General features: G+C 54.9%; 5 protein-coding genes, 1 tRNA gene and 3 rRNA genes. 3 read left to right on the top strand and 6 right to left on the bottom strand.

From position 1 onward, the window contains the following. Window positions 1-21: 21 nt before the first annotated feature. The 3 genes from SP68_RS06115 (at window position 22) to SP68_RS06105 (ending at window position 4,514) form a co-directional block, all read left to right on the top strand. Window positions 22-2,673: a bifunctional acetate--CoA ligase family protein/GNAT family N-acetyltransferase gene (locus tag SP68_RS06115; RefSeq protein ID WP_012540847.1), complete on the top strand. Its 2,652-nt coding sequence runs from the start codon at window positions 22-24 to the stop codon at window positions 2,671-2,673. Between the two features lie 120 nt (window positions 2,674-2,793). Next, window positions 2,794-4,149 carry a CDP-diacylglycerol--serine O-phosphatidyltransferase gene (gene pssA / locus SP68_RS06110; RefSeq protein ID WP_008803754.1) on the top strand — a complete coding sequence of 452 codons (1,356 nt, stop codon included), beginning with the start codon at window positions 2,794-2,796 and terminating at the stop codon, window positions 4,147-4,149. 41 nt (window positions 4,150-4,190) lie between these two features. Then, entirely contained in the window at window positions 4,191-4,514 is a 324-nt protein-coding gene (locus tag SP68_RS06105) for a YfiM family lipoprotein (protein WP_008803753.1), read from the top strand. A 3-nt stretch (window positions 4,515-4,517) separates the two neighbouring features. Here SP68_RS06105 and SP68_RS06100 read toward each other — a convergent pair whose 3' ends face one another. The 6 genes from SP68_RS06100 to clpB all read right to left on the bottom strand — a co-directional run bounded on the left by SP68_RS06100 (window position 4,518) and on the right by clpB (window position 14,282). After that, on the bottom strand, window positions 4,518-5,816 hold the full coding sequence (locus SP68_RS06100; RefSeq protein ID WP_012540846.1) for an MFS transporter: 1,299 nt from the start codon (window positions 5,814-5,816) through the stop codon (window positions 4,518-4,520). Window positions 5,817-6,246: 430 nt separating this feature from the next. Beyond that, window positions 6,247-6,362, bottom strand: a 5S ribosomal RNA gene (rrf, locus tag SP68_RS06090). Window positions 6,363-6,459: 97 nt separating this feature from the next. Beyond that, window positions 6,460-9,364 (bottom strand): 23S ribosomal RNA (locus SP68_RS06085). Window positions 9,365-9,542: 178 nt separating this feature from the next. Then, a tRNA-Glu gene (locus SP68_RS06080) sits at window positions 9,543-9,618 on the bottom strand. 85 nt (window positions 9,619-9,703) lie between these two features. Then, window positions 9,704-11,243, bottom strand: a 16S ribosomal RNA gene (locus SP68_RS06075). Together the 16S, 23S and 5S rRNA genes with 1 tRNA gene alongside form the textbook arrangement of a ribosomal RNA operon. A gap of 465 nt (window positions 11,244-11,708) precedes the next feature. Continuing rightward, window positions 11,709-14,282 (bottom strand): ATP-dependent chaperone ClpB, encoded by a 2,574-nt coding sequence (clpB, locus tag SP68_RS06070; RefSeq protein WP_008806080.1) that lies wholly within the window; start codon window positions 14,280-14,282, stop codon window positions 11,709-11,711. Window positions 14,283-14,289: the final 7 nt, after the last annotated feature.

Below are 14,289 nucleotides of genomic sequence, written 5' to 3'. Positions count from 1 at the left end.
CTGGGATGAAAGGAGACCGGTATGAGCCAACGAGGCCTGGAAGCACTGCTGCGACCAAAGTCCATCGCCGTTATTGGCGCATCAATGAAGCCGCAGCGCGCTGGCTATCTCATGATGCGCAACCTGTTAGCCGGCGGTTTCAATGGCCCGGTACTGCCGGTGACCCCCGCCTGGAAGGCGGTGCTCGGGGTGCTGGCATGGCCCACGATTGAGAGCCTGCCGTTTACGCCGGATCTGGCGGTGCTCTGTACTAACGCCCGGCGTAATATCGAATTGCTCGAAGCCTTAGGGCAGAAAGGGTGTAAAACCTGCATCATTCTCTCTTCGCAGCCGGAACAGTATCCGGCGCTGCTCGAATGCGCCGCGCGCTATCAGATGCGCCTGCTCGGCCCAAACAGCCTGGGACTGCTGGCGCCGTGGCAAGGCCTGAACGCCAGCTTCTCGCCGGTCGCGATCCATCGCGGTAAACTGGCCTTTATCTCGCAGTCGGCCGCCGTCTCTAATACCATCCTTGACTGGGCGCAGCAGCGCGAGATGGGGTTTTCCTACTTCATCGCGCTGGGCGATAGCCTGGACATTGATGTCGATGACCTGCTGGACTTTCTGGCCCGCGACAGCAAGACCAGCGCCATTTTGCTTTACCTCGAGCATCTAAGCGACGCGCGTCGGTTTGTCTCCGCCGCGCGCAGCGCTTCGCGAAACAAGCCTATCCTGGTGATTAAAAGCGGCCGTAGTCCCGCGGCGCAAAAGCTGTTGCACGTCAACTCCGGGATGGATCCGGCATGGGATGCAGCCATTCAGCGTGCTGGCCTGCTGCGGGTGCAGGACACCCATGAGCTGTTCTCCGCCGTGGAAACGCTCAGCCATATGCGCCCGCTGCGTGGTGAAAAGCTGATGATCGTCAGCAATGGCGCGGCACCGGCGGCACTGGCGCTGGATGAACTCTGGCTGCGTAATGGCAAACTGGCGGTCCTCAGCGAGGAGACCCGCGACGCCCTGCGCCAGGCGTTGCCGGTTGGCGTCGAGATCGCCAACCCATTAGATCTGCGGGATGATGCCAGCAGCGAACATTATCAGCAGGCCGTGAATATTTTGCTCAACAGTCAGGACTATGACGCGCTGCTGGTGATCCACTCGCCCAGCGCGGCCGCGCCGGGCACGGAGAGTGCGCTGGCCCTGATTGATGCCCTGAAGCATCATCCGCGCGGTAAATATGTCACCGTGCTGACCAACTGGTGCGGCGAATTTTCCTCGCAGGAAGCGCGACGTTTATTCAGCGATGCCGGCCTCCCAACCTACCGTACGCCAGAGGGCACGATCACCGCTTTTATGCATATGGTGGAATACCGTCGCAACCAGAAACAACTGCGCGAGACGCCGGTGCTACCGGATTCGTTAACCGCCAATACCAGCGAAGCGCATGCTCTGCTGCAGCAAGCGATAGATGACGGCGCCACCACGCTGGATACCCATGAGGTCAGCCCGGTGCTCCGGGCCTATGGCATCCATACTCTGCCGACATGGATTGCCGCTGACAGCGCAGAAGCAGTGCATATCGCTGAGCAGATAGGCTATCCGGTCGCGCTGAAGCTGCGTTCTCCGGATATCCCGCACAAATCGGAAGTACAGGGGGTCATGCTCTATCTGCGTACCGCCGCCGAGGTGCAGCAGGCGGCAGATGCGATGATCGATCGCGTCAGACTGGCCTGGCCCCAGGCGCGCATCCATGGTCTGCTGGTGCAGAGTATGGCTAATCGCGCCGGCGCCCAGGAGCTGAGAGTGGTGGTTGAACACGATCCCGTCTTCGGCCCGTTGATTATGCTGGGCGAAGGCGGCGTGGAGTGGCGGGCCGAGGATCAGGCCGCGGTGGCGCTGCCGCCGTTGAATATGAACCTGGCGCGTTATCTGGTGATCCAGGCGATCAAAAATAAAAAGATCCGCGGTCGCAGCGCATTGCGCCCGCTGGATATCGCGGGCCTGAGCCAGCTGCTGGTTCAGGTATCGAATCTGATCGTCGACTGCCCGGAGATCCAGCGCCTGGACATTCATCCCCTGCTCGCCTCCGGCAACGAGTTTACGGCGCTGGACGTCACGCTAGGCCTGGCCCCCTTTGACGGCGACAGTGAAAGCCGCCTTGCGATTCGTCCCTATCCGCACCAGCAGGAGGAGTGGGTGGTAATGAAAAATGGCGATCGCTGCCTGTTTCGGCCGATCCTTCCGGAAGATGAGCCGCAGCTGCTCGCGTTTATCGCTCAGGTCACCAAAGAAGATCTCTATTATCGCTATTTTAGTGAGATCAACGAATTTACCCACGACGATTTAGCCAATATGACGCAGATCGACTACGATCGTGAAATGGCGTTTGTTGCCGTCAGGACCACCGCAGAGAAAAGCGAAATTCTCGGCGTGACGCGGGCGATCTCCGATCCCGACAATATTGACGCCGAGTTTGCCGTTCTGGTCCGTTCAGATTTAAAAGGGTTAGGCCTGGGGCGAAGGCTGCTGGAAAAGCTGATCGCCTATACGCAAAGCCATGGCCTGCAACGCCTTAATGGCATTACGATGCCGAATAACAGAGGCATGATCGGCCTGGCCAGAAAGCTGGGATTCACCGTTGATATTCAGCTGGAAGATGGGATTGTCAGTCTATCGCTGCCCCTGAATCAGGGATAATCGCGCCACGCTGACCGCAATTGTTGACCACATTAGCGGGTAGTAATGGTATTATTGCCCGCTTACGTCGTCTGCATGGTACAGAAGACCCTTCAATAAACAGAGAAGAAACGCACTGTGATGTTGTCAAAATTTAAGCGTAATAAACATCAACAACACCTTGCCCAACTCCCTAAGCTTTCTCAGTCAGTTGATGATGTAGAGTTCTTTTACGCCCCTGCGGATTTCAGGGAAGCGTTACTGACCCGGATTGCCCACGCCACTCAGCGTATATGCATTATTGCGCTCTACCTGGAGCAAGATGATGGCGGAAAAGGAATTTTGCAGGCTCTCTACGACGCCAAACGCCAGCGTCCGGAACTGGATGTCCGCGTTCTGGTAGACTGGCACCGTGCTCAACGTGGTCGTATCGGCGCCGCCGCCTCCAACACCAATGCCGACTGGTATTGCCGGATGGCCGATGAAAACCCAGGTGTGGATATCCCCGTTTACGGCGTGCCGATTAATACCCGGGAGGCGCTCGGCGTTCTCCATTTCAAAGGCTTTATTATCGATGACAGCGTCCTCTACAGCGGCGCCAGCCTGAACGATGTTTATCTGCATCAGCACGACAAGTACCGTTATGACCGCTATCAGTGCATCCGTAACGGCAAAATGGCGGACGTCATGTTCGACTGGGTCGACAATAATCTGGTTCAGGGGCGCGGCGTTAATCGTCTCGACAGACCGGATCGGCCAAAAAGCCCGGAAATCAAAAACGACATTCGCCAGTACCGTCAGGAGCTCCGCGACCGCAGCTACCATTTTGTCGGCACCGCTGGTGACGAAGAACTCTCCGTCACCCCGCTGGTAGGACTGGGGAAATCCAGCCTGCTGAACAAAACTATTTTTCACCTGATGCCTTGTGCCGAGCACAAGCTGACGATCTGTACCCCCTACTTCAACCTCCCTGCCGTACTGGTGAGAAATATCATCCAGCTGCTGCGGGACGGTAAACAGGTGGAGATTATTGTCGGCGATAAAACCGCTAACGATTTCTACATTCCGGAAGATCAACCGTTTAAAATTATCGGTGCGCTTCCCTATCTGTATGAGATCAACCTGCGGCGTTTCCTCAGCCGACTGCAATATTATGTCAATACCGATCAGCTGATCGTTCGCCTGTGGAAGGATGACGATAACAGCTACCATCTGAAAGGCATGTGGGTTGACGATGAGTGGATGCTGCTCACTGGCAACAACCTTAACCCACGCGCCTGGCGGCTCGATCTGGAAAACGCCATTCTGATCCACGATCCAAAGCGGCAGCTGGGGGCCATGCGGGAAAAAGAGCTGAAGCTCATCCGCACCCACACCACGGTAGTGAAACATTATCGGGATCTGCAAAGTATCGCCGACTATCCGGTGAAAGTGCGAAAACTGATCCGCCGCCTGCGACGGATCCGCATTGACCGGTTGATCAGCCGTATTCTCTGACTATCAGCCCCGCGTCGACGGGGCTTTTTTCTGGAAGCGCTATGCGTTCGATAATAGTGATGACATCGCTGCTGTTAACGGGCTGCAGCCACATGGCAAATGATGCATGGTCCGGTCAGGACAAAGCCCAGCATTTTCTGGCCTCGGCGATGCTGTCTGCCGCCGGCAATGAGTATGCGCAACATCAGGGTTACAGCCGGGACCGCAGCGCCGCCATTGGCCTGATGTTTTCCATCAGTCTTGGCGCATCAAAAGAGCTTTGGGACAGCCGCCCGGCAGGGAGCGGCTGGAGCTGGAAAGATTTCGCCTGGGATGTCGCCGGCGCGACCACCGGCTATGCTGTGTGGCAACTGGCGCACCAGTAAGCGTCACAGGCGCAGGCCTTTTCCCTTGCGATGCAGCATCAGGGAAACCAGGAAGGCGATGGCCGCCATCACCGTCACATACCAGTAGAACGCGTGCTCTATCCCCGCCGACTTAAGCGACAGCGCGACATACTCCGCAGAGCCGCCGAACAGCGCGTTCGCGACGGCATAGGAAAGCCCTACCCCAAGCGCGCGGACCTGAGCCGGGAACATCTCTGCTTTCAGGATGCCGCTGATAGAGGTATAGAAACTGACGATCAGCAAGGCGCAGATCACCAGTCCGAAGGCGGCATACGGTGAGCTCACCTTCTGCAGAGCACTGAGAATAGGCACGGTAAATAACGTCGCCAGCACGCCAAAGCACAGCATGGAGGTGCGACGGCCAACTTTATCCGAAAAGGCGCCGAACAGCGGCTGAACCAGCATATAAACGAATAGCGCCGCGGTCATGATCACGCTGGCGGTGCTAGCCGTCATGCCCGCCGTGTTGACCAGATACTTTTGCATATAGGTAGTAAAGGTGTAGAAGGTCAGCGATCCGGCGGCGGTAAAGCCCAACACCATCACGAAGGCCCGGCGATTGCGCCACAACCCTTTAAATGATCCAGCCTCTTTCAGCGCCCGGGTCTCCTGCTTTGAGGTTTCGTCCAGCTGGCGACGCAGCCACAGCGCGACGATAGCCAGTACCGCCCCAAGAGCAAAAGGAATACGCCATCCCCAGGCATGGAGATCTTCATCGCTGAGCACCTGCTGGAGCGCGACAACCACTAATACCGCCAGCAGTTGACCGCCAATCAGCGTAACGTACTGGAAGGAGGCATAGAAGCCTTTCTTACCTTCCACCGCGACTTCACTCATATAGGTCGCACTGGTGCCGTATTCTCCGCCAACAGACAGCCCCTGGAACAGACGCGCCAGCAGCAGCAGCGCCGGGGCCCAGGTGCCGATGACCGCATAACCCGGCAGACAGGCAATCACCAGTGAGCCAAAGCACATCATGCACACCGAGATAAGCATGGAGGCTTTACGTCCGCGGCGGTCGGCGATTCGACCAAACAGCCATCCGCCGATGGGACGCATCAGGAATCCGGCGGCAAATACGCCTGCCGTCTGCAGCAGTTGGGTGGTGGTATTGCCAGATGGAAAAAAGATATGGGCGAAATAGAGCGAGCAGAATGAATAAACGTAAAAATCAAACCACTCAACCAGATTCCCCGAGGAAGCGCCAACTATTGCCCAAATACGACGACGGGTATCGGCCTGATCCGGCGCGCCCCGTTCGGTAATGCTACTTTCTGTCATTGTTATATTGCTCCAGCAAAGACTGCAATCTGTCTTGTCGGGCGTACCACGTCACGTAGACAAATTAGTTAGTGAACTAAATGTTATATAATTGTTATATCTTTATATGTGACTGTATTCACATTTTTTTTCGTAAGAGTGGTTTTCGCGATTAACGCCAGCGCAGGGGCAAGGAAAAAGTAGATTATGATGAAGGGATTACCATGACGGGGTTTTATGTTGCTTTGAATGAAGATAATGGGGCGGGTATGGCAGGGTTTTCCCCGGAGGCGGTGCTGCGCACCTTGTCCGGGCTACAGGTCGTGCAGGGCGGGTGCGAATCCGTAGCCCCGGTAAGCGCAGCGCCACCGGGGAGACATGCCGGCACGGTTGCCGGACCACTGAAACGCAAAAAGCCCATCCGGCAGGATGGGCTCTTCACTTGTTTGATACCTGGCAGTTCCCTACTCTCACATGGGGAGACCCCACACTACCATCGGCGCTACGGCGTTTCACTTCTGAGTTCGGCATGGGGTCAGGTGGGACCACCGCGCTATCGCCGCCAGGCAAATTCTGTTTTCAACACGTCTCACGGACGCATCGAGTAATCTGTATCAGAGCTGAAAATCTTCTCTCAAATCCGCCAAAACAGCTTCGGCGTTGTAAGGTTAAGCCTCACGGTTCATTAGTACCGGTTAGCTCAACGCATCGCTGCGCTTACACACCCGGCCTATCAACGTCGTCGTCTTCAACGTTCCTTCAGGAGACTTATAGTCTCAGGGAGAACTCATCTCGGGGCAAGTTTCGTGCTTAGATGCTTTCAGCACTTATCTCTTCCGCATTTAGCTACCGGGCAGTGCCATTGGCATGACAACCCGAACACCAGTGATGCGTCCACTCCGGTCCTCTCGTACTAGGAGCAGCCCCCCTCAATTCTCCAGCGCCCACGGCAGATAGGGACCGAACTGTCTCACGACGTTCTAAACCCAGCTCGCGTACCACTTTAAATGGCGAACAGCCATACCCTTGGGACCTACTTCAGCCCCAGGATGTGATGAGCCGACATCGAGGTGCCAAACACCGCCGTCGATATGAACTCTTGGGCGGTATCAGCCTGTTATCCCCGGAGTACCTTTTATCCGTTGAGCGATGGCCCTTCCATTCAGAACCACCGGATCACTATGACCTGCTTTCGCACCTGCTCGCGCCGTCACGCTCGCAGTCAAGCTAGCTTATGCCATTGCACTAACCTCCTGATGTCCGACCAGGATTAGCTAACCTTCGTGCTCCTCCGTTACTCTTTGGGAGGAGACCGCCCCAGTCAAACTACCCACCAGACACTGTCCGCAACCCCGATTAGGGGCCTACGTTAGAACATCAAACATTAAAGGGTGGTATTTCAAGGTTGGCTCCACGCAGACTGGCGTCCACGCTTCAAAGCCTCCCACCTATCCTACACATCAAGGCTCAATGTTCAGTGTCAAGCTATAGTAAAGGTTCACGGGGTCTTTCCGTCTTGCCGCGGGTACACTGCATCTTCACAGCGAGTTCAATTTCACTGAGTCTCGGGTGGAGACAGCCTGGCCATCATTACGCCATTCGTGCAGGTCGGAACTTACCCGACAAGGAATTTCGCTACCTTAGGACCGTTATAGTTACGGCCGCCGTTTACCGGGGCTTCGATCAAGAGCTTCTCCTTACGGATAACCCCATCAATTAACCTTCCGGCACCGGGCAGGCGTCACACCGTATACGTCCACTTTCGTGTTTGCACAGTGCTGTGTTTTTAATAAACAGTTGCAGCCAGCTGGTATCTTCGACTGGTCTCAGCTCCATCCGCAGGGACTTCACCTACACACCAGCGTGCCTTCTCCCGAAGTTACGGCACCATTTTGCCTAGTTCCTTCACCCGAGTTCTCTCAAGCGCCTTGGTATTCTCTACCTGACCACCTGTGTCGGTTTGGGGTACGATTTGATGTTACCTGATGCTTAGAGGCTTTTCCTGGAAGCAGGGCATTTGTTACTTCAGCACCGTAGTGCCTCGTCATCACACCTCAGCGTTAAAAGGTACCGGATTTACCTGGAACCTCCGCCTACATGCTTAAACCGGGACAACCGTCGCCCGGCTAACATAGCCTTCTCCGTCCCCCCTTCGCAGTAACACCAAGTACAGGAATATTAACCTGTTTCCCATCGACTACGCCTTTCGGCCTCGCCTTAGGGGTCGACTCACCCTGCCCCGATTAACGTTGGACAGGAACCCTTGGTCTTCCGGCGAGCGGGCTTTTCACCCGCTTTATCGTTACTTATGTCAGCATTCGCACTTCTGATACCTCCAGCAACCCTCACAGGCCACCTTCGCAGGCTTACAGAACGCTCCCCTACCCAACAACACATAGTGTCGCTGCCGCAGCTTCGGTGCATGGTTTAGCCCCGTTACATCTTCCGCGCAGGCCGACTCGACCAGTGAGCTATTACGCTTTCTTTAAATGATGGCTGCTTCTAAGCCAACATCCTGGCTGTCTGTGCCTTCCCACATCGTTTCCCACTTAACCATGACTTTGGGACCTTAGCTGGCGGTCTGGGTTGTTTCCCTCTTCACGACGGACGTTAGCACCCGCCGTGTGTCTCCCGTGATAACATTCTTCGGTATTCGTAGTTTGCATCGGGTTGGTAAGTCGGGATGACCCCCTAGCCGAAACAGTGCTCTACCCCCGAAGATGAGTTCACGAGGCGCTACCTAAATAGCTTTCGGGGAGAACCAGCTATCTCCCGGTTTGATTGGCCTTTCACCCCCAGCCACAAGTCATCCGCTAATTTTTCAACATTAGTCGGTTCGGTCCTCCAGTTAGTGTTACCCAACCTTCAACCTGCCCATGGCTAGATCACCGGGTTTCGGGTCTATACCCTGCAACTTAACGCCCAGTTAAGACTCGGTTTCCCTGCGGCTCCCCTATACGGTTAACCTTGCTACAGAATATAAGTCGCTGACCCATTATACAAAAGGTACGCAGTCACACCATAAAGGTGCTCCCACTGCTTGTACGTACACGGTTTCAGGTTCTTTTTCACTCCCCTCGCCGGGGTTCTTTTCGCCTTTCCCTCACGGTACTGGTTCACTATCGGTCAGTCAGGAGTATTTAGCCTTGGAGGATGGTCCCCCCATATTCAGACAGGATACCACGTGTCCCGCCCTACTCTTCGAGTTCACAACCTGTGCATTTTGGTGTACGGGACTATCACCCTGTACCGTCGGACTTTCCAGACCGTTCCACTAACACACAAGCTGATTCAGACTCTGGGCTGCTCCCCGTTCGCTCGCCGCTACTGGGGGAATCTCGGTTGATTTCTTTTCCTCGGGGTACTTAGATGTTTCAGTTCCCCCGGTTCGCCTCGTTAACCTATGTATTCAGTTAACGATAGTGCAACGAATTGCACTGGGTTTCCCCATTCGGACATCGCCGGCTGTAACGGTTCATATCACCTTACCGACGCTTTTCGCAGATTAGCACGTCCTTCATCGCCTCTGACTGCCAGGGCATCCACCGTGTACGCTTAGTCGCTTAACCTCACAACCCGAAGATGTCTTCAGATTGCGAAAATTTGAGAGACTCGAACACACTTAAACAGTGTGTCGTTTCAATTTTCAGCTTGATCCAGATTTTTAAAGAGCAAATATCTCAAACATCACCCGAAGATGAGTTTTGAGATACATCGGCACGCGTCTTTCACTCACGAACCAGCAAGTGGCGTCCCCTAGGGGATTCGAACCCCTGTTACCGCCGTGAAAGGGCGGTGTCCTGGGCCTCTAGACGAAGGGGACACTGAAGTCTCAATCGCAAGACGCCTTGCTTCTTTACTTTCATCAGACAATCTGTGTGAGCACTACAAAGGCAGGTTCTTTAAGGTAAGGAGGTGATCCAACCGCAGGTTCCCCTACGGTTACCTTGTTACGACTTCACCCCAGTCATGAATCACAAAGTGGTAAGCGCCCTCCCGAAGGTTAAGCTACCTACTTCTTTTGCAACCCACTCCCATGGTGTGACGGGCGGTGTGTACAAGGCCCGGGAACGTATTCACCGTAGCATTCTGATCTACGATTACTAGCGATTCCGACTTCATGGAGTCGAGTTGCAGACTCCAATCCGGACTACGACATACTTTATGAGGTCCGCTTGCTCTCGCGAGGTCGCTTCTCTTTGTATATGCCATTGTAGCACGTGTGTAGCCCTGGTCGTAAGGGCCATGATGACTTGACGTCATCCCCACCTTCCTCCAGTTTATCACTGGCAGTCTCCTTTGAGTTCCCGGCCTAACCGCTGGCAACAAAGGATAAGGGTTGCGCTCGTTGCGGGACTTAACCCAACATTTCACAACACGAGCTGACGACAGCCATGCAGCACCTGTCTCACAGTTCCCGAAGGCACCAATCCATCTCTGGAAAGTTCTGTGGATGTCAAGACCAGGTAAGGTTCTTCGCGTTGCATCGAATTAAACCACATGCTCCACCGCTTGTGCGGGCCCCCGTCAATTCATTTGAGTTTTAACCTTGCGGCCGTACTCCCCAGGCGGTCGATTTAACGCGTTAGCTCCGGAAGCCACGCCTCAAGGGCACAACCTCCAAATCGACATCGTTTACAGCGTGGACTACCAGGGTATCTAATCCTGTTTGCTCCCCACGCTTTCGCACCTGAGCGTCAGTCTTTGTCCAGGGGGCCGCCTTCGCCACCGGTATTCCTCCAGATCTCTACGCATTTCACCGCTACACCTGGAATTCTACCCCCCTCTACAAGACTCTAGCCTGCCAGTTTCGAATGCAGTTCCCAGGTTGAGCCCGGGGATTTCACATCCGACTTGACAGACCGCCTGCGTGCGCTTTACGCCCAGTAATTCCGATTAACGCTTGCACCCTCCGTATTACCGCGGCTGCTGGCACGGAGTTAGCCGGTGCTTCTTCTGCGGGTAACGTCAATCGACAAGGTTATTAACCTTATCGCCTTCCTCCCCGCTGAAAGTGCTTTACAACCCGAAGGCCTTCTTCACACACGCGGCATGGCTGCATCAGGCTTGCGCCCATTGTGCAATATTCCCCACTGCTGCCTCCCGTAGGAGTCTGGACCGTGTCTCAGTTCCAGTGTGGCTGGTCATCCTCTCAGACCAGCTAGGGATCGTCGCCTAGGTGAGCCGTTACCCCACCTACTAGCTAATCCCATCTGGGCACATCTGATGGCATGAGGCCCGAAGGTCCCCCACTTTGGTCTTGCGACGTTATGCGGTATTAGCTACCGTTTCCAGTAGTTATCCCCCTCCATCAGGCAGTTTCCCAGACATTACTCACCCGTCCGCCGCTCGTCACCCGAGAGCAAGCTCTCTGTGCTACCGCTCGACTTGCATGTGTTAGGCCTGCCGCCAGCGTTCAATCTGAGCCATGATCAAACTCTTCAATTTAAGTTTGATGCTCGTGAATTAAACTTCGTAATAAATTACGCATGTTCACTCAGAGACTTGGTATTCATTTTTCGTCCGAGGACGTTAAGAATCCATGTCACTTTGAGTGCCCACACAGATTGTCTGATAAATTGTTAAAGAGCAGTTGCGACGCGCTTTAGCGCTCTGTCGCGAGGTGGCGTATATTACGCTTTCCTCATTCAGAGTCAAGCGCTTATTTTGCTTTTCTCTGTCGGCTTTCAACGTCGATTTCCGTCGTTGAATCCTCCTGACCCGGCGGCTTGTTTGCCGTTGTTCCGTGTCAGTGGAGGCGCATTATAGGGAGTAATTCTGAAGTGACAAGGATAAATTCAAAAAAAGAATTCAACCGCTCACTTTTCAACCAAACCAGGTGTTGAGCTTTAATTCTTGCCTGGTTTTTAAACAAAAACGAGCCCGTTGGGCCCGTTTTTGTCGTTTTGTGATTTACTGCACTGCCACAATACGGTCGTCTTTCACCACCAGCTCGACAGCTTTCCCCGGAACCAGCTCACCGGAAAGGATCTGCTGGGCTAACGGGTTCTCAATCTGCTGCTGAATAGCGCGTTTCAGTGGCCGCGCGCCGTATACCGGATCGTAACCGTTGGCGCTCAGCAACTTCAGCGCCTCATCGGACATCCGCACTTCATACCCACGCTCTTCCAGGCGTTTATACAAACGCTGCAGCTGGATCTGGGCAATAGAAGCAATGTGTTTCTCACCCAGAGGATGGAAGACCACCACTTCGTCGATACGGTTAATAAACTCCGGACGGAAGTTCTGGCTTACCACTCCCAGTACCAGATCCTTCATATGACCGTAGTCCAGTTCGCCAAACCGTTCCTGAATCAGATCGGAACCGAGGTTCGAGGTCATGATGACCACCGTATTACGGAAGTCGACCGTTCTCCCCTGCCCGTCGGTCAGACGCCCGTCGTCGAGTACCTGCAGCAGAATGTTGAACACATCCGGGTGCGCTTTTTCCACTTCATCCAGCAGAATGACGGAATAAGGACGACGACGCACCGCCTCGGTCAGGTAACCACCCTCTTCATAGCCGACGTATCCCGGAGGCGCACCGACCAGACGCGAGACGGAGTGTTTCTCCATAAACTCGGACATATCGATACGCACCATCGCGTCGTCGCTGTCGAACATAAAGTTAGCCAGCGTTTTACACAGCTCGGTTTTACCGACCCCGGTTGGACCGAGGAACAGGAACGAACCAATCGGCCGGTTCGGATCGGATAGCCCAGCGCGGCTACGGCGAATGGCGTTCGATACCGCTTCAACCGCCTCATCCTGGCCAATCACCCGATGATGCAGCTCCTGCTCCATACGCAGCAGTTTGTCGCGCTCGCTTTCCATCATCCGGGAGACAGGGATACCGGTCCAGCGGGCCAGCACTTCGGCGATCTCAGCATCCGTCACTTTATTACGCAGCAGACGCATGGTTTTCCCTTCGGACTGAGTGGCAGCCGCCAGCTGTTTCTCCAGTTCCGGAATTTTGCCGTACTGCAGCTCGGACATCCGCGCCAGATCGCCGACGCGACGCGCCTGTTCGATAGCGATTTTCGCCTGTTCCAGCTCGGCTTTAATAGTCTGGGTGCCGGAGAGAGAGGCTTTTTCCGCTTTCCACTCTTCTTCCAGTACCGAGTACTGACGCTCTTTATCCGCCAGCTCCTCGTTGAGCATATCGAGACGTTTCAGGCTCGCTTCATCAGACTCTTTCTTCAGCGCCTGCTGTTCCAGTTTCAGCTGGATAATACGTCTATCGAGACGGTCCAGCTCTTCCGGCTTGGAGTCGATCTGCATACGAATGCTGGACGCCGCCTCATCGATAAGGTCGATGGCTTTATCCGGCAGCTGACGGTCGGCAATATAGCGATGCGACAAGGTCGCCGCCGCGACAATCGCCGGGTCAGTGATCTGCACGTGGTGGTGCAGCTCGTAACGTTCTTTCAGGCCACGCAGAATAGCGATGGTATCTTCTACCGTCGGCTCGGCGACGAACACTTTCTGGAAGCGACGTTCCAGCGCGGCGTCTTTTTCGATGTACTGACGGTATTCATCAAGCGTTGTCGCCCCGACGCAGTGCAGTTCACCACGCGCCAGCGCCGGCTTCAGCATGTTACCCGCATCCATCGCGCCGTCGGCTTTACCAGCGCCCACCATAGTATGCAGTTCGTCGATAAACAGAATGACGTTGCCTTCCTGTTTTGACAGGTCAGTCAGCACGCCTTTCAGACGCTCTTCAAACTCACCGCGGTATTTCGCCCCGGCCACCAGCGCCCCCATATCCAGCGCCAATACCCGACGGCCTTTCAACCCTTCTGGTACTTCGCCGTTGACGATACGCTGCGCCAGTCCTTCGACGATTGCCGTTTTACCCACCCCGGGTTCACCAATCAGTACCGGGTTGTTTTTGGTACGACGCTGCAGTACCTGGATGGTACGGCGAATCTCTTCATCACGGCCGATCACCGGATCCAGCTTGCCCTGCTCGGCTCGCTCGGTCAGATCGACGGTAAATTTCTTCAATGCCTGACGTTGGTCTTCGGCACCCTGATCGTTCACGCTTTCACCTCCGCGCATTTGTTCAATCGCCTGAGTCACGTTGGCGGTTGTTGCTCCGGCGGATTTTAAAAGGTCGGTCAGCGTACCGCGCGATTCAAGCGCCGCCAGAACGAACAGTTCCGACGAAATAAAGTTGTCCTTTTTCTTTTGCGCCAGCTTGTCGCAAAGGTTCAGGATCCGCACTAAATCCTGAGAAGGTTGTACATCGCCGCCGGTGCCTTCCACCTGCGGTAAACGGCTCAAGGCCTGCTCGATGTCAGTGCGTAGTTTCCCGGCATTGACGCCCGCCGAGGTTAATAAAGGACGTACCGATCCCCCTTCCTGATTCAGTAAGGCGCTCATTAAATGAAGAGGTTCGATGAATTGGTTGTCGTGCCCGAGTGCGAGTGACTGGGCATCGGCAAGAGCAAGCTGGAATTTATTGGTAAGACGATCCAGACGCATAACTCCT

This window comes from Klebsiella variicola (assembly GCF_000828055.2).
Lineage (GTDB): Bacteria > Pseudomonadota > Gammaproteobacteria > Enterobacterales > Enterobacteriaceae > Klebsiella > Klebsiella variicola.
This window is presented reverse-complemented; position numbering and strand designations above follow the sequence as displayed.